Annotated in this window: 18 protein-coding genes; 8 read left to right on the top strand and 10 right to left on the bottom strand. The window is 43.6% G+C overall.

All coding sequences use genetic code 11. The features are described 5' to 3' along the window. Window positions 1–116 precede the first annotated feature (116 nt). Window positions 117–731 (top strand): methyltransferase domain-containing protein, encoded by a 615-nt coding sequence (locus OCU87_RS18515; RefSeq protein ID WP_062691206.1) that lies wholly within the window; start codon window positions 117–119, stop codon window positions 729–731. An 85-nt stretch (window positions 732–816) separates the two neighbouring features. On the opposite strand, the gene OCU87_RS18510 is transcribed toward OCU87_RS18515, so the two are convergent. Then, the gene (locus tag OCU87_RS18510) at window positions 817–1,302 is read right to left on the bottom strand and encodes a VOC family protein (RefSeq protein WP_062691205.1); all 486 of its coding nucleotides are present in this window, start codon (window positions 1,300–1,302) and stop codon (window positions 817–819) included. Window positions 1,303–2,018: 716 nt separating this feature from the next. Between OCU87_RS18510 and OCU87_RS18505 the strand changes: the two genes are divergently transcribed. Further along, entirely contained in the window at window positions 2,019–2,387 is a 369-nt protein-coding gene (locus OCU87_RS18505) for a hypothetical protein (RefSeq protein ID WP_261859045.1), read from the top strand. Between the two features lie 127 nt (window positions 2,388–2,514). On the opposite strand, the gene OCU87_RS18500 is transcribed toward OCU87_RS18505, so the two are convergent. From OCU87_RS18500 to OCU87_RS18470, 7 genes are all read right to left on the bottom strand, one after another. Further along, window positions 2,515–3,273 (bottom strand): SDR family oxidoreductase, encoded by a 759-nt coding sequence (locus OCU87_RS18500; RefSeq protein WP_062691201.1) that lies wholly within the window; start codon window positions 3,271–3,273, stop codon window positions 2,515–2,517. A gap of 18 nt (window positions 3,274–3,291) precedes the next feature. Continuing rightward, window positions 3,292–4,191, bottom strand: coding sequence for a 3-hydroxyisobutyrate dehydrogenase (mmsB, locus tag OCU87_RS18495; protein ID WP_261859044.1), 900 nt, complete (start codon window positions 4,189–4,191; stop codon window positions 3,292–3,294). 94 nt (window positions 4,192–4,285) lie between these two features. Continuing rightward, window positions 4,286–5,485, bottom strand: coding sequence for an enoyl-CoA hydratase/isomerase family protein (locus OCU87_RS18490; protein WP_261859043.1), 1,200 nt, complete (start codon window positions 5,483–5,485; stop codon window positions 4,286–4,288). A 66-nt stretch (window positions 5,486–5,551) separates the two neighbouring features. Continuing rightward, window positions 5,552–6,355 (bottom strand): enoyl-CoA hydratase, encoded by an 804-nt coding sequence (locus OCU87_RS18485; protein ID WP_261859042.1) that lies wholly within the window; start codon window positions 6,353–6,355, stop codon window positions 5,552–5,554. A 48-nt stretch (window positions 6,356–6,403) separates the two neighbouring features. Continuing rightward, entirely contained in the window at window positions 6,404–7,558 is a 1,155-nt protein-coding gene (locus OCU87_RS18480; RefSeq protein WP_261859041.1) for an acyl-CoA dehydrogenase family protein, read from the bottom strand. Between the two features lie 49 nt (window positions 7,559–7,607). Beyond that, the gene (locus OCU87_RS18475; RefSeq protein WP_261859040.1) at window positions 7,608–9,101 is read right to left on the bottom strand and encodes a CoA-acylating methylmalonate-semialdehyde dehydrogenase; all 1,494 of its coding nucleotides are present in this window, start codon (window positions 9,099–9,101) and stop codon (window positions 7,608–7,610) included. 2 nt (window positions 9,102–9,103) lie between these two features. Then, window positions 9,104–10,417, bottom strand: coding sequence for a thiolase family protein (locus OCU87_RS18470; protein WP_261859039.1), 1,314 nt, complete (start codon window positions 10,415–10,417; stop codon window positions 9,104–9,106). 210 nt (window positions 10,418–10,627) lie between these two features. On the opposite strand from OCU87_RS18470, the gene OCU87_RS18465 reads away from it, so the two are divergent. From OCU87_RS18465 to OCU87_RS18445, 5 genes are all read left to right on the top strand, one after another. Then, window positions 10,628–10,993, top strand: coding sequence for a MerR family transcriptional regulator (locus OCU87_RS18465; protein ID WP_062691199.1), 366 nt, complete (start codon window positions 10,628–10,630; stop codon window positions 10,991–10,993). A 122-nt stretch (window positions 10,994–11,115) separates the two neighbouring features. Next, a complete protein-coding gene (locus tag OCU87_RS18460) occupies window positions 11,116–12,285 on the top strand; it encodes an isovaleryl-CoA dehydrogenase (protein WP_261859038.1) in 1,170 nt (389 codons plus the stop codon). A 10-nt stretch (window positions 12,286–12,295) separates the two neighbouring features. Then, window positions 12,296–13,906, top strand: a complete 1,611-nt coding sequence (locus tag OCU87_RS18455) for a carboxyl transferase domain-containing protein (RefSeq protein WP_261859037.1) — start codon at window positions 12,296–12,298, stop codon at window positions 13,904–13,906. A 12-nt stretch (window positions 13,907–13,918) separates the two neighbouring features. Further along, window positions 13,919–14,773, top strand: a complete 855-nt coding sequence (locus OCU87_RS18450) for an enoyl-CoA hydratase-related protein (RefSeq protein ID WP_261859036.1) — start codon at window positions 13,919–13,921, stop codon at window positions 14,771–14,773. Beyond that, the gene (locus OCU87_RS18445; protein ID WP_261859035.1) at window positions 14,766–15,680 is read left to right on the top strand and encodes a hydroxymethylglutaryl-CoA lyase; all 915 of its coding nucleotides are present in this window, start codon (window positions 14,766–14,768) and stop codon (window positions 15,678–15,680) included. Before OCU87_RS18450 ends, OCU87_RS18445 begins: the two co-directional genes overlap by 8 nt. A 55-nt stretch (window positions 15,681–15,735) precedes the next feature. On the opposite strand, the gene OCU87_RS18440 is transcribed toward OCU87_RS18445, so the two are convergent. Next, a complete protein-coding gene (locus OCU87_RS18440) occupies window positions 15,736–18,690 on the bottom strand; it encodes a cadherin repeat domain-containing protein (protein ID WP_261859034.1) in 2,955 nt (984 codons plus the stop codon). A 620-nt stretch (window positions 18,691–19,310) separates the two neighbouring features. Then, the gene (locus OCU87_RS18435) at window positions 19,311–19,586 is read right to left on the bottom strand and encodes a hypothetical protein (protein WP_062691193.1); all 276 of its coding nucleotides are present in this window, start codon (window positions 19,584–19,586) and stop codon (window positions 19,311–19,313) included. A gap of 325 nt (window positions 19,587–19,911) precedes the next feature. Here OCU87_RS18435 and OCU87_RS18430 point away from each other — a divergent pair, with 325 nt between their 5' ends. Next, window positions 19,912–21,366, top strand: a complete 1,455-nt coding sequence (locus OCU87_RS18430) for an HD-GYP domain-containing protein (protein ID WP_062691192.1) — start codon at window positions 19,912–19,914, stop codon at window positions 21,364–21,366. The last annotated feature ends 74 nt before the right edge of the window (window positions 21,367–21,440 follow it).

Below are 21,440 nucleotides of genomic sequence, written 5' to 3'. Positions count from 1 at the left end.
ACTCCAGACGTTCTTAATAAGACGACCACCAATCGTATTGGTATCAAGCTGCACAGTCGGCTTAATCGCTATAGTTATAACTGTATGGCTTACAAACCTTTACCAAAGGAAATAATGTGAATTTTCTTGATCGCCTAAACATCTATTTTTATCACAAAGACAGGAATAAAAAGTGGCCTGATAACCCACCTAAAATTCTTGGTTGGCGAGATGAAGAATCACAACTGTCACGCTTTCGTATCATAGCGAAACAACACGATTTCAATCATAAAAGCGTGCTCGATTTAGGGTGCGGCTACGGTGACTTTAAGCCCTTTATTGATCAGTACTACGATATTGCGTATTACACAGGTTTCGACCAGCAGAAAGCCTTCATTCAAGAGGCGAAGATACGCCAATTAACGGCAAGTAAATTCTTTAACGCTGACTTTGCCCGAGACACTTTGCCAAAGCACGACATTGTAATTGCCTCAGGCTCTCTTAACTATCATAGCTGTGACTCTAACTACCTCGTTAATATGATCGATAGAATGTACCAAGCTGCTAATGAAGTAGTGATCTTCAATTTGCTCAATGCAAAGACGTTTCCTGAAGATACCCTGCTAAAGGGTTATCACTCCGAGCATGTCCTATCTTATTGCCGCAACTTATCAAGCGACTGCTATATCGAGGACAAATATTCTAAAGACGACTTCACGGTTGTATTAAAAAAATCTAAAACCCCCACCTGAAATACCACCAAAATCGATCAAAAAAGGATTGGCACTGCTGCCAATCCTTCTCAGTCTGAAACTTCAATCTCTATACCTAAGTTGATTACTCATACTCTGACGCATAGGTTTCTTCATAAGTGTGAGAGTAAAGCTCGAATAAATTACCGAACGGGTCTTCTAGGTAAACCATTTTAGCTTGATTATTATCATCTTCAGGGTGGTAACGCATAATGTCCATACGTACTTTGCCGCCAAATTCTTCTGTACGTGCAATCACACCATCAAAATCATCGGTTTGCAGACAGAAATGGAAAATACCAATTCGAGAAAAATCAACTTCATGTCGTGCTTGGCGCTCTTTCATTTCAAATAACTCAACACCAATGCCATCGGTTGTGACTAAATGCGCAATGTTGAAACCTTTAAAGCCTTCACCAAAAACAGCGATACACATACGACCGATTGCAGTCTCACGTTCTTCTTCTACTTTGGTATTACCCATCACGATTTTAAGACCCAGCGCATTGGTATAAAACTCAACGGCTTTGTCCATATCTCCAACCATGATACCTACGTGATTCATTTTCATAACTAGCTCCAGATTCAATATTCGGTTCGCGTTTTGTTTCAATGGAGTAAGTATATGGAAAGCTAATGATTACCTGAAATTATTAAAAATAATCAAAATAATAAAATATTGTTATTATTGGTTGATAAAAAATCAGCCTCAAAGCTAAGTATTGTAATAGCAGCAATGTTTTCAGGAAAAATCATCATGAGTTATGGGATCATACATCTACCCACCAAATCGTCTAAGGTCACAATCAACAGCGACTATTGACAAGCTATTGATAATCATCTTATTGCAAACAATGCAACTTATGTTCTCATAGCCTATACAAAATAATTTACCTTTATTTTAGATAGAAGAAGTTACCATTGCTAAATTCTTTATTAATGGAAAACAAGCTTATCTATATGCTTGTAACTCTTCATCCATTAATAATAATTCCACTCCAATAATATTCCTAAATAGAATTAAAAACATTTAATCAATAAATATTTTTTAATTAATTAACCAAATGCAGATACATACATGTTATTAAATGCGTTATTTAGCTTACATATTTTGTTAAACAGATGAAGTTTAGCTAACAACTCTTGTTGTAATATAGTAATCCAATCAATAAAAAACACTCAATACTAATAAATAACTCAATTAATAATAAAAACACATTGCAGCACCATCCAACTAGGCGTATAACCTCATCCGTTTATTATCAGAGGCTTAAATGCAAATTAAACATGAAGAAAATAACTCTTTCAATTGTAATACTTTCTACTCTTCTTCTTTCTGGTTGTGCTCAACGTGTTGTTGATTTCACTCTAGCATCAACGAAAAATGTTGAGCTTAATAATGGTAATTTTGTAACCGGAAGTCGAGTTATCGGTAAAGACACTAAAGCAATAGTTCTTTTCCCTATGGGTGTTCCGAGCCTAAAAGAAGCATCTGATCAAGCTATCGAAAAAGACAAGTGTGCTGTTGCATTGTCTAACGTTACAGGTGATTACGAGTATTTCTCCTTCATTTTTGGTTACCAAAAATATCAAGTAGAAGGTGATTTAGTTATTGATAAATCACTACCTGGTTGTTCAAACTGGACTAGAAAATAATTCAGCCAACAGTTAAAAAAGGCCATTCATAATGATGGCCTTTTACTTTAAAAAATTAATTATTTTTAAAGATAAACATTAAGCTAAAAAATAATTATAACCACAGTAAAACTACCGAATACTTACTTTACATCCTCATACCGCCATCAACTTCAATGACGCGGCCGGTTAGGTAATCATTTTCAAGAATGTACTTAACGGTATGGGCAACCTCGCCAGCATCACCAATACGTCCTAGTGGCACCATTTTCTCAAGCCGTTCTATGGCTTCTGGTTTAAGCTGATCCGCCATGGCTGTTTTGATAACTCCTGGCGCAATGGCAGCTGCGCGGATCCCGTACCGGCTTAGCTCTTTCGCCCAACATACCGCCATCGTCGCTACTGCTGCTTTTGAGGCCGCATAGTTAGTTTGGCCAATATTCCCCGCCCGTGCCACACTCGAAATATTAATGATCACCCCTTGGCGCTGAGTCTCTATCATTTTCGCTGCGGCTTCACGGCCACATAAGAAGGTACCATTCACGTTCACATTCATCACGGTAGTAAACTGCTCTAATGACATCTTCGACAAGACACCTTCTTTTTGCTTAACCAATAACCCATCTCGAAGTACACCCGCATTATTGATTAAACCATCAAGCTGACCAAAATCTTCAACAATATTGCTAAATGCGGTTTCAACATCAGCCTCATTGGTCACGTCTGTTTTGTAAATCATGGCGCGAGCACTGAGCATGTGGCATTGGTCTTGCGTTTGACGAAGGGCCTCTTCATTCACATCAATTAAGGCGAGATCTGCCCCTAGCTGTGCCAATGTGATTGCCATCATTTGACCTAATCCTTGTCCTGCCCCCGTTATTGCAATCACGCTCTCTTTAATATCCATGGGCGAAAATCCTTCTCACTATTTCTTTGAATACATTTTAAAAATACTCGAAAAGTCTAGTGCTTCATTTCCTCTCGCATTGTGAAACGCGTATAAGTTTCGGGCTAAACTGCCCATCGGGATCGCACTTTGGCTTTTTAGAGCAGCATCAGCCCCTAGCCCTAAGTCTTTTAACATCAGCTTACCCATGAAACCGGGCTGATACTGGTTACTGGCGGGCACGTTTGGCATAACACCAGGGCAAGGATTATAGAGCTCTAACGCCCAGTTACGCCCTGAGCTTTGCAACATGATATCGGACAACACTTTAGGGTCGAGCCCGTTATCTATACCCAGACTAAGGGCTTCACAGGCACCTGCCATTTGTATTCCCAGCATCAGGTTATTACAGATTTTGGCCATTTGACCGTCACCAGCCTGCCCTGCATGGAAGATATTCTTACCCACATGTTGGAGAACTTGCTGTGCTTGCTGAAACCCAATGTTCGACCCACCGACAATAAACGTTAGAGTGCCCGCCTCTGCCCCTGCCACACCACCAGAAACAGGCGCATCGACAAACTCCAACGCTTTATTGTGGGCTTCATTAGCAACTAATCGTGCTGAGTCAGGATCTATGGTTGATGAATCGATTAAGAAAGTATTCGCACTCACCATGTTGAGTAAACCAACACCACCGTGATGATCACCTAAATAGACTGCGCGAACATGTTCACCCGCAGGTAGCATGGTAATGACAGTATCGACGCCTTTTACAGCATCCTCCAATGAATGCGCAACGACCGCCCCCAGAGGCGATAATGCTTTCGCGGCCGTTTCATTAATATCGAAAACGCGAACAGAACAACCTGCTTTGAGTAAGTTTTTCACCATAGGTGAACCCATGTTACCAAGGCCAATAAACGCAATCGTATTCATGATGACTCCAATTCTTACAGGGATGCTAAAGCACAAAGAGCGATTTAACGGGGTAACTCACATTCCATATGAGTCCAATTTCAACTTTCGATGTTCAAAAACCATTGCCCGTTAAACCAGCTAATGGATGACTCTCTTCTGGCCATAACGACGTAAATAGCGTGTCAATAACGCTGACTTCGACTTGCTCAACCGTAGGAAATAACCATTTAGGATCACCGGTTTTATCGATTAAACGCGCACGAACACCTTCTTGAAATTCCCCTAGTTCACCACAGCGAACCGATAAACTCAGTTCTAGTCGAAAACAGTCGGCGAGGTCTAGGTGGGCATACTGGGTAACTTGACGAAAACAGATATGTGCCGATATAGGGCTACCTGCCGCCATGGTCGCTTTTGCCCTTTCCATCCATTTATCGTTAGCGATTAATGCATGAATATTGCTTGAGATCAGGTGAAGATCATCGACCATGCATGCAGCTTGGATCTGACCGAAATAAGGCGCTAATTGCTTAGTTGGAAGCACAAGATCAGTTTGCACAGCCACACTCAAATTCACCAGCGCTTGATCCACCAGCAAGTAAGGATTATCACTGGCCTGCCAAGGAAGTTGAATCAGCTCGTCCAACAACTGATCTTTATGATCAACGGGAATAATATGCTCAGCAATATCGAGCGCCAGCGCATCAGAAGCATTAATCACAGCGCCTGTTAGCCCCAGGAAAAGTCCTATTCCCTGCGGCAATTGATTTAAGAACCAGGTTCCACCCACATCGGGGTATAAACCGATAGTAATTTCGGGCATCGCAAGTTTAGATCGCTCCGTTAACACACGATGACTTGCCCCTACATACAAACCTATCCCACCGCCCATGACAATACCGTCGCCCCAAGCAACGATAGGTTTGCTATAGGTGTGGATCAGGTAATCGCATTGGTACTCTAACGTGAAGTAGCGCGTCAGAAACTCGCTCGCCTGAGTGTGCGGATTATCTTGATGTTCGGCTTGATCCTCACTTTGATGCTTTTGAGCATCACTCTGAGAGGCTCCTTCAGACATGGCATGGTACATCGCTCTCACATCACCACCCGCACAAAATGCCTTGTCGCCTGCACCACACAGTACAACACAGCTAACCATATCATCGCGTTGCCATTGCAACAGTTGATGATAAAGTAGCTCAATCATTTCGAAACTTAATACGTTTAACGATGCTTGGTTATCGAGTTCAGCCACCCCAATTAAGTGACCACTTTTCGATGCAAGCAATTGAAAGTTAACTGTGCCCGCCATAGCTATCCCTCACTTATTCATTGTTCTAATTAATACTTGTTACTTCTTACTGGGTATTTATTACTGCTACTGATTTTTCCATTGCGGTGGGCGCTTTTCTAAAAAGGCTTGAACGCCCTCTTGCTGATCTTCGGTATCAAATAAGCGTACAAACAATTCTCGTTCTTTCATTAAGCCATGTTGATGCGATTGTGAACGGCAGTTTTGGATCAATGCCTTACAGGCTGTTACCGATGATGGCGACTGATTCCCCACCGACTTGGCAAGCGCTAGTGCTGCATTCACACTCTCACCCACCTCAACCACTTCTTCGACCAATTTAATGGTTAATGCCTGCTCTGCACTTATCTGTTGACCACATAAAATAATACGTTTTGCCCAGCCTTCACCCACCAGCCAAGTGAGGTTTTGCGTACCACCCGCGCAAGGCAATAGTCCGACTTTAGCTTCTGGCAGTGCCATCACAGCTTGCTTTTCCGCTATACGAATATCACACGCTAACGCCACTTCTAAACCACCGCCCATCGCGTAACCATTAATGGCCGCAATAGACACCCCACGAAATGCAGATAGTGTTTCAAAGGCTTCGCCAAACAACCGTGCCATATCAAGCGCAACCGCTTTGTTACCATCAGCAAAGAGTTTTAAATCCGCACCTGCGGAGAAAAACTTACTACCTTCACCCGTGATCACGCAGGCATAGATATTTCTATCAGCATTCAATGATTCAATAATCTGCTTGAGTTGCATCAGGCTGTCAGCCGTCCAAGTATTAGCAGGCGGATTATTCAGTGTAAGCAAGGCGACATGTCCATGCTGCTCAGCCTTTATCGCACTACTCTTTTGTTGTGATTGAAATTCAGGCTTCATTATTCCCCCTCAGCTACCCCTGATTCTTAATGCTCGGTTCTTGACCGACTAAAGCAAATCAACACCTTCGCTTAGCACCCTACGGGCGATGATCAAACGCATGATTTCATTGGTACCTTCTAAAATTTGATGCACACGAACATCACGACAATAACGCTCAAGTGGGTATTCTTGAATATAGCCATAACCACCAAAGATCTGTAAGGCTTGATCGCACACCTTAAAACCCACATCAGTCGCATAGCGTTTTGCCATGGCGCAATAAGCGGTTGCTTCAGGATCCGCTTGATCCAATTTAAAAGCCGCATAGCGCACTAGCTGTCTGGCGGCAATCAACTCAGTAGCCATATCTGCCAATTTGAATTGCAGCCCTTGAAATTGGGATAACGAACGGCCAAATTGCTTACGTTCAGTCATGTATTGCTTCGCCTGATTTAAGGCCTGCTGGGCTGTACCAATCGAGCATGAGGCGATATTAATCCGTCCGCCATCAAGCCCTTTCATCGCGAAAATAAACCCTTCTCCTTCCTTACCTAACAAAGCAGTGGCTGACACTTTCACCTTATCAAAAGTGACTGAACGCGTTGGTTGGCTATGCCAGCCCATCTTGGGCTCTTTTCTGCCATAGCTGATCCCATCAGCATGCGCATCCACCACAAAGGCAGAAATTCCTTTCGCTCCGGCTTCCCCTGTTCGTGCCATCACCACCAATACATCGGTATCACCAGCACCAGAAATAAAGGCTTTCGCGCCATTTATCACATAGCCATCATCTTGCTTGGTGGCCGTAGTGGTTAATGCCGCCGCATCTGAGCCAGCGTTCGCTTCGGTCAAGCAGTACGAACCAAGGTATTCACCCGTAACAAGCCGCGGGCAATATTGAGATTTCGCCTCTTCGGTACCAAAACTCGCGATCATCCATGTCACCATGTTATGAATCGTCATAAAAGCAGTGGTAGAGGTACAGCCCATCGCTAGTTGTTCAAAAATGATAGAAGCATCAAGGCGGTTTAGTCCCATGCCACCGCTTGATTCAGGTGCATAAAGGCTCATAAAGCCCATATCACCCGCAGCTTTCAATACATCTTTAGGGAAAATACTGTTCTGATCCCACTCAGCAGCCATGGGTAACAACTGCTGGTTCGAAAACTGTTGTGCGGCTTCCGCGAACGCACCTTGGTCATCGGAAAGATCAAAGTTCATGGTAACTCCTCACTTCTTCAGGCGTAGATCGAGTAACGGCAACGCGCCACTACCGCAACTGAATGGTCATGTTCAATGCCGCTGGAATATCATCATCAAACCAACGGGCAGTCACCGTTTTAGTTTCAGTATAAAAGCGAACGGCTTGCTTACCGTAAGCATGTAAATCACCATAGAAACTGCCACGCCAGCCCGTGAATGAAAAGAAAGGTAGTGGTACAGGAATAGGTACATTGATCCCCACTTGTCCCACTTGAATATGATGCTGGTATTTACGCGCAGCCGCGCCACAGGCCGTAAAGATTGACGTACCATTGCCGTAAGGGTTTGCGTTAACCAAGGCTATCGCGTCTTCCAAGCTATCGACAGTCATGCACAATAAAACAGGACCAAAAATTTCCTGCTGATAAATCGTCATGTCCGTCGTTACGCCGCTAAATAGGGTCGGTGCAAGCCAATGACCTTGTTCAAACCCGTCGACGGTATAGTCTCGCCCATCAAGTTCACAAATCGCCCCTTGTTGTTTACCTTGCTCAATAAGGTTAACAACGCGCAACTTTGCAGCCTCACTGATCAAAGGGCCATAAGCGGCAGATTCATCATCCCAGACGCCAGGGGTGACGTTTGCCATCGCGGCTTTTAAATCAGGAAGCCAACTATTGGCCTCACCAACAAACACAGCCACAGAAATCGCCATACAACGCTGTCCAGCAGCCCCTACCGATGCCCCTACCAAGTTATTAATAACTTGTTCTTTATTGGCATCAGGCATCACAACCATATGATTTTTAGCCCCAGCAAAGGCTTGCACCCGCTTAAAATGGGTGGTGGCCGTTTGGTAGATATATTGCGCCACAGGTACAGATCCAACAAAAGACACGGTTTTAATATCAGGATGAGCGAGCAACTGATCGACTTGTTCTTTTTGACCATGCACCACTTGCAGCACACCTTTGGGCGCTCCTGCTTGTTCAAAGAGTTCGGCTAATCGCATCGCAGTGAGCGGTACTTGCTCCGACGGCTTCAATATAAAGGTATTGCCACAGGCGATCGCCATAGGGAACATCCACAGTGGGATCATAGCTGGAAAGTTAAAAGGCGTAATACCGCAGCACACGCCTAATGGCTGGATCAATGAATAACTGTCAATATCCGTAGCAACATTCTCAACCGTTTCACCCATCATTAGGCTTGCAACATTGGCGGCTTGCTCGACCACCTCAATCCCGCGCCACACATCACCTTTCGCATCGACAGTGGTTTTTCCTGTTTCAAACGAGAGTAAATTAGCTAGTTCATCATGATGGGTTTTGAGTAGATGCTGATAATTGAGCATTAATCGCGCCCGCTCAGGCGTCGCAACCTCTTTCCACTCAAGAAACACAGCTTGAGCATGGGCAATTGCACGATCTATTTCTGCTTCGGTAGCACAAGGGAGTTTAGCGATAACATCATTTGTCGCAGGGTTGGTCACATCAATCCATTGTTTCGAGTCAGATTGACAGAACTCGCCTTCAATATAGAGGGGTACTGACTGAACCATAGTTATTTCCTCGCTGGAACCTCGATTGCAATAGCTGTCGCTTCACCACCACCAATACACAATGAAGCTATGCCATAAACCGCACGGTTTTCACCTTGGTTAATTAAGGTCTGTTGAAGCTGTTTTAACGCATAAACTAACGACACAATAATACGTGCACCGCTCGCACCAATCGGATGCCCTAACGCGCAAGCACCACCATTCACATTCACTTTATCGGCACGGATCCTAAGCTTGTCGATCGCAATTTGAGTCACCACAGCAAACGCTTCGTTGATCTCCCAACGATCAATTTGATCAGCCGACCACCCCAACTTTTCCAATAACTGCTGGCAAGCAAAAGCAGGTGCAATTGTAAATTCATTTGGCGATCGGGCATGGCTAGTATGGCCATGCATACGGGCAAGTTCATGGTAGTGCTGCTGATGCGCGGTCTCTGCATCCATTAAGATCAAGGCGGCAGCACCATCTGATATCGCGCTGGAATTAGCCGCCGTTAGTGTGCCTTGCGTGGCAAACACCGGCTTGAGTTGCGCTATTTTGTCGAGTTTGATTTCACTTGGATGTTCATCGTCCGCAACGATATGAGGCTGACGTGCATCGGGCATGACGATAGGAACAATTTCATCCATGAACATGCCATTGCCTTGAGCCGCGAGCGCGCGCTTGGCTGAGCGGATTGCCCACTCATCCATTTGCTGACGCGAAAAACCATAATCATCCGCTGTCTGCTGGCCATAAACGCCCATCAAGTGCCCTTCAAACGCATCTTGTAATCCATCGAAAAAAAGATGGTCGAGACTCGTTTGATGACCAAGCCTAAAGCCTTTACGTGCGTGTTGTAGCAGGTATGGCGCATTGGTCATGCTTTCCATTCCCCCTGCGACAATACAGTGGCTATTGCCTAATTGAATTTGATCAAACGCCAGCATCACGGTTTTCATGCCAGAGCCACACACTTTATTAATCGTAGTTGCGGGTACTGAGTTAGAAATGCCTGCATTTAATGCCGCCTGACGAGCAGGAGCTTGCCCACAGCCAGCGGTCAATACGCAGCCCATCAGCACTTCATCAACAGGCACTTCACCAACAGGCAACTCATCAACAGAGAGTTCATCACCTTGGTGATCATTAGATATGCCATTGACAGGAACATCATCAATAAACTTCACTGACGGCTTATTCGTGAGGGTTTGCTCTAGTGCAGCGGCAATTGCCCAGCCCCCAAGTTCAGGAGCAGACAATGCACTTAGTGCCCCTTGAAAGCTCCCCATAGGCGTGCGTTTAGCTGCGATGATAGAAACAGGTTTCGTCATGACATCGTCCTTTCGATTTCTTGACGTTTACGTAAGCATAGCACTAACATTTACGTTAACGTAAAGAAACAAATTGCAAACATTTGCATCCACACAGGTCCACACAGAGAGTCCCATCGGGTCAGCTTAGACTGTTTTTTTATAGGACTTCGCTAAGCACAACTCTTCTAGACTGTGGCCTTCTAATCGATGGAATATAGGAGTGCTACTGTGGAAACGTTCAAGATCAGCGAACTAGCGAAAGAGTTCGATATTACAACGCGTAGTATTCGTTTTTATGAAGATGTTGGGTTACTTGCCCCTACGCGTAATGGCACAACGCGTATCTACCAACGACGCGACAAGATCCGCTTAAAGCTGGTGTTACGCGGCAAAAGACTGGGGTTTTCGCTGGCAGAAATTCGTGAATTATTTGAGCTATACGATACCGACCAAAGTGACACTCAACTCAATCAAATGTTACTCATCATTGATGAGAAACAGGCTGTTTTGCAGCAACAGCTTAATGACATCAACATTGTCATGAGCGAGTTAACAGCGGCTCGGCAACGCTGCCTACAAGCAATAAAAAAATAAAGCCGCACAGCCTAAATAGTGAACAAGCAACACGAATAGACAGCCGTAATAGATAAGCGTTAGCGATATTCAATGACATTCCTCACCACTGCGAAAGCCGTAACAATATGAGAGGGAACACCATGATAGATGCTTTCACTCCACTCAACTTTGGCCTTGGTGAAACCAACGACATGCTACGTGAACATGTCGCTGGATTTGCCTCTGATACCATTGCACCTCTGGCGGCCGATATTGACCGTGACAATCAGTTCCCCAATCAACTTTGGATAAAATTCGGCGAAATGGGACTACTCGGCGTCACCGTTGATGAGCAATATGGTGGCGCGAACATGGGTTACGTTGCCCACGTTATTGCCATGGAAGAAATTAGCCGCGCATCCGCTTCTGTTGGGCTAAGTTATGGTGCCCACTCTAACCTTTGTGTAAATCAAATTTTTCGCAACGGTAACGATGAACAGCGTGCACGCTTACTGCCCAAATTGATCAGTGGAGAACATGTTGGTGCGCTGGCAATGAGTGAAGCCAATGCCGGTTCCGATGTTGTTAGCATGCAATTAAAAGCCGAGCAACAAGGCGACGATTTCATACTCACGGGCAGCAAAATGTGGATCACCAATGGTCCAGACGCTGATGTATTAGTGGTGTATGCCAAAACAGAGCCCACTGCAGGCGCACACGGTATTACTGCTTTTATTATTGAGCGGGAGTTTGAGGGTTTTAGTCACGCCCAGAAGCTCGATAAACTCGGGATGCGCGGCTCAAACACTTGTGAGCTAGTGTTTGATCATTGCCGTGTTCCTGCCGCCAATGTGTTGGGTGAAATCAACCAAGGCGTCAATATTTTAATGAGCGGCTTAGATTACGAGCGCGTAGTTCTAGCAGCAGGGCCATTGGGCATCATGCGTGCTTGCCTCGATTTAGTCATTCCCTATGTTCACGACCGCAAACAATTTGGCCGCGCCATTGGCGAATTCCAGTTAGTACAAGCCAAAGTCGCCGACATGTATACCAGAATGAATGCCGCCAGAAGTTATGTTTACACCGTCGCCGCTGCCTGTGATCGTGGCGAAACCACCCGTAAAGATGCCGCTGGCGTTATTTTATATAGCGCAGAACTCGCCACCCAAATCGCTCTCGATGCGATTCAATTACTAGGGGGGAATGGCTATATCAATGAGTTTCCCGCGGGACGTTTATTGCGAGATGCAAAACTGTATGAAATTGGAGCAGGCACCTCTGAAATACGTCGTATGCTAATTGGCCGAGAATTATTTGATGAGTCTCGCTAAGGAAAACGATATGACTCAAATCCAAAGTAAAATCGATCCTGATGATCCTCTGTATGTCACCAACTACAAAATAATGACCGTAATGCTGGAAAACCTTAACGCCAACCTACGCCATATAGAAAAAGGGGGTGGCGACAAAGCGCAGCAGCGGCAAATTAGCAAAGGAAAGCTACCAGTCAGAGAGCGGGTAAAAACGTTATTAGATCAAGACAGTGAGTTTTTGGAAATTGGCCAATTTGCCGCATGGCGAGTGTACGATGAGTCTATCCCTTGCGCAGGTGTTGTCGCGGGCATTGGCACCGTTGAAGGTGTTACCTGTATGGTTATTGCCAACGATCCTTCTGTTAAAGGCGGCACCTATTACCCGCTGACCGTCAAAAAACACCTCCGCGCCCAAGAAATAGCTGAACGCTGCCAGCTACCCTGTATTTATCTGGTCGATTCAGGTGGCGCCAACCTTCCCCACCAAGCGGAAGTCTTCCCTGATCGTGACCATTTTGGCCGAATTTTTTATAACCAAGCGCGGATGTCAGCTAAAGGTATCCCACAAGTTGCGGTTGTCCATGGCCTATGTACCGCAGGTGGAGCATACATTCCTGCCATGGCAGATGTCGCTATTATCGTCAAACAACAAGGCACCATATTTCTCGCTGGCCCACCGCTAGTCAAAGCAGCAACAGGTGAGATCACCACAGCAGAAGCCCTTGGTGGCGCAGAGGTTCACTGCATGAAGTCAGGCGTTGCTGATTACTATGCGAATGATGAACACGATGCCTTACGCTTAGCACGCCAAGCCATTCGCACTAGCAATTCTAAGCCCGCGATAACGATAGGTTCTGCTGGTGCAGTTACCCTACCCAAATACGATATGGATCAGCTCTATGGCATCACCAACACTGATCTACGCAAACCTTTTGATATTCGGGAAGTTATTGCGCGAGTGGTTGATGGATCTGAGTTTGATGAATTTAAAGCGCTATATGGCAATACTCTTATTTGTGGATTTGCGACCCTTCATGGTCACCCTATTGGTATCGTCGCCAACAATGGCATCCTTTTTTCGGAATCGGCTCAAAAAGGCACTCACTTTATCGAACTCTGCACCAAGCGCAAAATACCCCTCGTTTTTCTACAAAACATCACAGGCTTTATGGTAGGTAGCCGCGCCGAAGCAAAAGGGATCGCCAAAGATGGCGCCAAAATGGTGATGGCCGTTGCTTGCGCTGATGTGCCTAAATTCACCGTGATTGTTGGTGGGTCTTACGGCGCAGGAAACTACGGTATGTGTGGTCGCGCTTATAACCCCACTATGATGTGGATGTGGCCTAACGCCCGAATTTCGGTCATGGGCGGTGAACAAGCTGCTGGCGTATTGGCACAAGTGGCACGCGATATAAAACAGCGAAAAGGCGAAACATGGAGCGATGAGCAAGAAGCCGCATTTAAACAACCTATTCTTGAGCAATACGAACAAGAAAGTCACCCTTATTATGCCAGTGCACGATTATGGGATGACGGCATCATAGATCCAAAGCAAACGCGCAATGTACTCAAACAAGCCCTAAATGCAGTGGCTAACGCCCCTATTCCTGATAGTCAATTTGGTATTTTCCGCATGTAATAAGGGGGCGACATGAACATCAATCACACATCATCAAACCAGTTACAGTTACAGCCGCAATCAATAGTGTTAAATATAGAAAAGAACGGGGTTGCCTATCTGGCGCTTAATCGGGCAGAGAAACACAATGCATTTGATAGCAATATCATTGCTGAATTGATTGAGCAGCTCACCATACTCAATAACAACCCCAATATTCGCGCTTTAGTGCTTCAAGCCAATGGTAAACACTTTTCGGCAGGGGCTGATTTGCAATGGATGCGATCTATGACAGATAAAACACCAGAAGAAAATCAGGAGGATGCCGAAAGACTCGCCCAGCTCATGCATCGATTAGATACCTTCCCTCACCCTACACTGTGTTTAGTACAAGGTTGTGCCTTTGGCGGCGCATTAGGGCTTATTTGTTGCTGTGATATGGCGATAGCCAGCCCTGATAGTCAATTTTGCTTGAGTGAAGTGAAGCTTGGCTTGATCCCCGCCACTATTGGCCCTTATGTCACCCGTGCGATAGGCATACGCCAAGCTCGTCGCTATATGCTTACCGCTGAAATAATAGAAAGCCAAGTCGCACTTAACCTAGGATTAATCCATATTTCGACAACCAATATTGATCAAGCACGCGACGAGTGGCTCCAACACATTCTTGCCAACGCACCGATAGCCCTTAGTGCAGCTAAGTCCCTGTGCCAAGCCTGTGACGCCGAACATATAGATGAACACCTTCGTCAAACCACCAGCGAAATGATTGCGACCCTGCGAGTCTCACCTGAAGGCCAAGAAGGCATCAGTGCATTTTTCGAGAAACGCCCACCAAATTGGCAACCAAAGCCAAGCCAAAAAAATGAGGATAAGCACAATGAGTGATTACCCTAGTCGCGTGTATATTGCTGAAATGGGTGCTCGAGATGGCTTACAAAATGAGCCACTTGTCGGCACCCAAGCTAAAATTTCGCTTATTAATGCACTGTCACAGTCAGGGTTAACCCATATTGAAGCAGGGGCATTTGTTTCACCCAAGCGTGTTCCTCAGATGGCAGACTCCGCACGCGTTTTCCAACATATCGAACGTAAAACAGGGGTCACCTACTCGGCTCTCACACCCAATATTCAAGGCTATAACGACGCAATGGCTGTTAATGCAGAGCAAGTGTCTATTTTCACCTCTGCATCAGAAGGTTTTTGCCAATCCAATATCCATTGCTCTATTTCAGAAAGCTTAGAGCGTTTTATCCCTGTAATGGAGCAAGCAAAACTAGATGGTATTAAAGTACGCGGCTATCTCTCATGTGTGATCGATTGCCCTTATGATGGCGCAACCTCACCACAGCAAGTTGCTCACATTGCCAAAAAGCTTTTTGATTTAGGCTGCTATGAAATTTCACTCGGCGACACGATTGGAACCGGTACACCTATCAGAATAGGACGCATGCTGGACGCGGTGCTGAATGTTATCCCTCGCCATCAAGTCGCAGTGCACTTTCATAACACATGGGGACAAGCATTAGTTAATGTGCATCAAGCACTTACTATGGGAATTAGTACTGTTGATTCCAGTGTCGCAGGATTAGGCGGCTGCCCTTATGCACCCGGCGCGAGTGGCAATGTAGCGACAGAAGATGTTTTATATTTGTGCCAAGGGCTAGGCATAGAAACAGGTGTGGATTTAGAGATGGTGACAAAAGCTGGGTGGGATATTTGCAGAGAAATAAATAAAGCGCCGCAGTCGAATGTGTCGTTGGCACTTTCGGCTCAAACAAAAAAACCCCGATAATAGTAAGTATTATCGGGATTCATACATATCGTACTGATAACTAAATACTTACATATTACTTAGTTATTTTCAGTGTCATACGATCCCAAGATGCTACGTTAATTGTCTTTCGGATAACATCACTATTCTCAGGCTCATAAAACCCACCAGTATAATTTGGAATAAATGGTCGCTGACTATAGTAATAGCTCACAAATGGTGTCACGGTTTCCCATTCGTCTTCATCAAATTTAGCAAGCTTCTCTGTATCAATCACTGTATACGTTAAATAACGGTTCGTTGCTACATTTTCAGTACAAACATTACCATCAATCATACTAACAGGTTTAAGGTTATGTAAATTTTGAATATTTACACTTGGAGCACACCCCTCATAGCGTTTCACCTCTATGATGACAGAAGCTTGTTTACCTTGTTGAGCAGCCTCTTTTTGCGACAACGTAACAGGCTTCATCATAACAACTAATCGAATTGATTGGCTCTGAGGATCAACTGAAGGCAGTTGAATAGCTCCTGCAAATCTCACTTGAGTTTCTTTTAAATATTTAAAATCAATATTGTTGTTTAAGTTACTATCAATTATAGAAAATGTTGGCGGCAACTCAATATCACGATCCGCTGTTTTAGGTTGCGGTGGTAATACAAGTACGCGTTTACCCGACTGATTTGGTAAGGTTAACGCAGCGTGGTTAACACTCTCTTCCTCTGTAATACTAACAATAAGTGGTTTCGTATCAACGATTGGCGAATAATCCATTACTCTTACTGTTGCTACATTTGGATTCTCAATCTTGAGATACTTCTCTCGATATGAACCTGGTGTAACGTCTAAATCATAAGATCGCTTACCCAAAGCAGCTGGTAAATTAAGATTTACCTCCATCTCAGGTTGATAATAGATATAATCTATCTGAGATGGAATCCCTGGATGAAGCGCTTTAGATACTTTTCCACTAACAGTCCATGTTTTGCTCTGATAGTTATCATTACCCTCAGCAGTTACTCGCACTTCATAATTACCTGAAGCACGAACGTTAAGCTTTCCATTAGCACCATCAGCTAATGTCACGACTTTGTCACCATTGACTACTTTATAATTTACACCAGCTGGAGCATCGTTAACTTCAGGCGTAATTACTCCGCTTTTTTCATAACTAGTGACAGGATAAACAACACGCGCTAAGTTCTCAGCCTTAACGATGCGCACAGAAAAGTTTGTTGTCGCTGACTTGTAACTACCAGATTCCGAGTCTGTTACTTGGATAGTGGTAGAGCCCGCCTTCAAGATAGTCATCTCACCAGAAGAAGAGTTAATATTCACGACACCTTGAGTGGCACCAGGCGCAATGGCATAAGTCAGCGTTCCTTTTCTACCTATAACGTTAGGAGCTGTGATTGTTGCATCACCAGGACGATATACCTCAGATACTGATTTAGGAACCGAAATGCTTGAGTTAGCCGGTGAAATTGCAACCGAGAAACTTACAGGCTCTGATTCTTTATAGTCACCATTACCAGAACTTGTTACTGTAAAGTTAGCATTACCAGCTTTAAACACCTTAAAACATGCTTCTTTTTCTTCATATTTTACAACGGAATCACTACCCTCAGACTTAATTGAAAGTGACCCCTTAGCATTCTCAACTTTAAGCTCATCAACTGAAATACACATATTCTCAGTAAAAACTTTATTGATATTTTTCACTGTCATGTGAGGATGTGGTGCTGGTAATACAGTCACTGACACCTCTTTCGATGCCGAGTGATATAGATTACCGCCATCATCAGTAATACTGAGAACGGCATGACCTGCATGCTGTAACACTATAGCTTGGTCTTTTACTGCGACAACATTAGCATTCGATGTTGTAATGGATAAACGGCCTTGCTGACCAGCAAGCTTCACTGTTTTCGTTGCTGCAATATCATTTTCGCTAAACACATATTCGAGCTTATCCTGTGTTAAGCCAGGATGCAGACCAGGAGTAATAGTGTACTGAAAAGTCGTTTCAGATCTCTTAAAGCGATTATCTTTATAATCAATTGCTTTTAATTCAGCCGTACCAACACCAATAATTTTTGGTTTACCCGTATTATTATCAATTACCAATACACCATAACCACTTACACTGTATTGGGGTTCTGCCATCGCATTTTTAGTGATTACAGGTAACACCTTATTTTCTTCGTAGACGAAACTTGCATCACTTATTTCTAATTCAGGTCGTGTACCTTGCTGAATTTCAACAATAAAGTAATGATTTCGAGCTTTGGTGTCATAACCTTTACCAAATGTCTGTGTTACATGAATAGTCACCGTGCCATCTTTCAAGACATCCATCACCCCTGTTGTCGGGTTAATGGTTAAAACTTTAGAGTTCTTATCTTGCGATGCCAATGCATAATGCAATGTGCCTTCATTACTATCGCTAATTTTTTGTGGTTGAATCACCAGCTTTTTAGTGAAGAGGGTCTCAATATTAGCAAATTTAAGCTCACCCGGTTTTACAGCCTTAATACTGATGTTCACCCGTGTTGATGTAGGTAAGTAACGACGGTTCCCCTCATCATAAATAATGACTTCCGCGTAACCTTCATCACCTAGCGGCTCCATCTCTCCCGTCACGCTATCAATAGTCAGCAAGTGTTGGCTCTCTGGCGCCACACTATAAGTCAACGGTCCACGCTGTCCATCAACATGTAATCGCGTCTTTTTATTCGATAGAGTCGAAAGCGTTTGATAATTCGCATGTAGGTCAGAGTTAGTCGCTTGCTCAATATGAACAGTAAACGTATCTGTCGATGTTTGATAAACCGAGCTAGTATCTTCAACAACTATGGTTACGTCGCCTGGATTTAGGAAGGAAATCACACCCGTTTGTTTATTGATCATAACAACATCGCTTGGCTCTCCATCAGCCAAACGATACGATAAGTCACCAAAAGTGTTGTTAACAATAGGTTGATACTGGCCATTATCGTAATATGTCATATTGACGTCTTGAGCCATTAATGGATCTCGCGCCGCTTTCTTCTTTGCTGGTGCTTGCACGCTTGAACTATTTTCTGATGACGACTCACCGCCACCACACCCAGTTAAGACGAGCGAAGCACTTATACACAGTGCTAAATATATTTTTTTCATAATTTAAGACGGCCTTTATCGCTACCGAGTGAAGAACACGGCACTTGTAATGGTTTTGACTGGTGTTTTTTAAGGCGTCAATTATACGTTTAATATAAAAATAATTTCAACACATATTATTACATTTAGTAATACTTTAATAAAATACATACCCATTAAGAATTAAAAGCCTATAAAAATGGGCATGAAATCAAGTAACAAACAGTTACACCTAAATGCAAAATAAAGATCTCATATAAAACCTATGCATATTTGATAAATTAAAACGTGATTAATATATGCATGTTTATTTGTTAAATAAAAACATACCACATCGTTAAAAGTTAATAATCCTAACAACTAAAGTAATTGCATCTATTACAAATAGAATGGAAATTTAAATTAAATAATCAGTTATAACTGTAAAATAATGAAGCAGATCAAAAAAGGCGGTAACTGGGATACCGCCAATAGATAAGATGCCGCAATATAACGATTAAATGCAATTAGTCTGAACGTAAACAGCGTTGTTCTGATTCAAGTTCATTTGCTGCACGCCATAGTTTTTGCTCTCGATATTGATGCTTATCTAGCGTTTCTTGGATCCCTTCGATGGCGAGTTCATCCATCGGGCCTATGTACTGCTCGGCATGATTTGTAAAAATAGTCCTAAATTCTTCCATGGTTGGAAGACGGTTATTTTCCTCCTCAAAATTATCAAAAATATCAGTAACCTTTACTGATATGTCACGCTTAATGCCATCATGATCTGAACTATCCATATTAACCTCAGCGATAAGTCACTAACTAGTACAAATGCCAACCATAAAAACATAGACATAAGTGTATGCTTTTTTGTTACGGGTAAGTGTAGTTGAAGCCAGCAGTGTTCGAGCAATAATGTGATACATATTTTGTACAAAACAACAAAAAAGGACGCAGCAAAAAGTCGCTAATACAGTAATAAAACCGTAACATGTAGCCATGATTAACCTATTGCGCCAAAAATTATTTTCTATCGTAATGATATTACTAAGGATTTAATCAAATAACCCTATTTTAACACTTTGTTAAAATATTGCGCTTTCGTACTAATAATAAACAATAATGACTACTGAACAGCAATTAACAAAACGCGCTGCAATCCATTACATTTTTGCAGCTGGTATTTTTAGCTTGTATGGGGAGCGAGTCTGTCCATTTCTTGATTCTCTGGCTGGTTGGCAAACTGGACTCTATGCCTTCATCACTTTCACGCTGATATTTTTATTACGCTCAAGGTGGCTGAAAAGTGACGATAGCCTTCTTTGCGTTACTCACAATATGTTCATATTTGCCACTGGGGCGATAGGGTTGTCTCTGTGGTATAGCTTTTTTCATGAATTCCCCGTAGAAAGTGCCTTAAAGGTACTCTTTGGTATTGCCAGCCTTGGGGTCTTAATCAGCCTAGATCTCTCTCTTTATGGTCAGATTCTGCATTACCCACGCACAATTGATGTCAGGCAGCTTGCCGATATTCAAAGCTACCGTCATTCGCTTGCATTTAAAATGGCAGCTACTGTGCTTTTTGTGGTGACTTTACTCACAGTGGTACTTAGCCTACTTATGCTTAAAGATGTGCATTGGCTCGTTCAGAATGTGGCGATTACAGGCCCTCGTGTTGCAATCGTAAGTATCATCAAAGAGTTTGCTTATGTCGCTATTGTACTGCTCGGCTATACAGCATTAATCATGTATCAATGGCTAAAACTGTTGCGCTTATTGCTTATCAATCAGCAACAAGTATTACAACAAGCGGCAAAAGGCAACTTAAGGGTTCGAGTACCTGTTGTACAACACGGTGAAATGGGGAAAATCGCGCACTATACCAATGAAATGCTGAGCCGCTTAGAAAAAAGTTACGATGAAATCAACCTCACCCGTGACGTTGCTATTGTTAGCTTATCAGCCTTAGCTGAATCCAGAGACAATGAAACCGGTGCACACATTTTACGTACACAAGAATATGTCCGTGCTTTAGCTAATCAACTCAAGCATCGAAACTCTTTTCGTGAGTACCTAACCCAAGAACGTATTGAACTGCTCTACAAATCAGCGCCACTTCACGATATTGGTAAAGTTGGTATTCCTGACGCTATTTTACTCAAGCCGGGGAAGCTGACAGATGCTGAGTTTGAGATCATGAAAACACATGCTGTGATCGGGGCTGAAGCATTGGCGACCGCTGAAAAACAAATGGGGAGTTCAAGCTTCTTAACGTTAGCGCGAGAGATTGCTCTTTCTCACCATGAAAAGTGGGACGGTAGTGGTTACCCATCAGGACTGATTGGCGGTGATATTCCACTCTCTGGCCGACTAATGGCACTAGCCGATGTCTACGATGCTTTAATTTCACCGCGTGTGTATAAGCCCGCTTTTAGCCATGAGAAAGCCAAAGGGATCATACTGCAAGGTAAAGGAACACACTTCGATCCACAAATCGTCGAAGCCTTCTTGGAATGTGAAAATGAATTTATGCAAATTGCCCGTAATTATCAAGATAATGCATTAGTTGCAGCTTAGTATTCCAACGGCTGTTACCCTTAAATGGCCTGTTTGAAGCCAGGCCTATACTGATTTTCATATCAGCCAACTTA

This window comes from Photobacterium sanguinicancri, assembly GCF_024346675.1.
In the GTDB taxonomy this organism is placed as follows: domain Bacteria; phylum Pseudomonadota; class Gammaproteobacteria; order Enterobacterales; family Vibrionaceae; genus Photobacterium; species Photobacterium sanguinicancri.
Note: the sequence above shows the minus strand (reverse complement) of the source record. Positions and strands in the feature narration are given on the sequence as shown.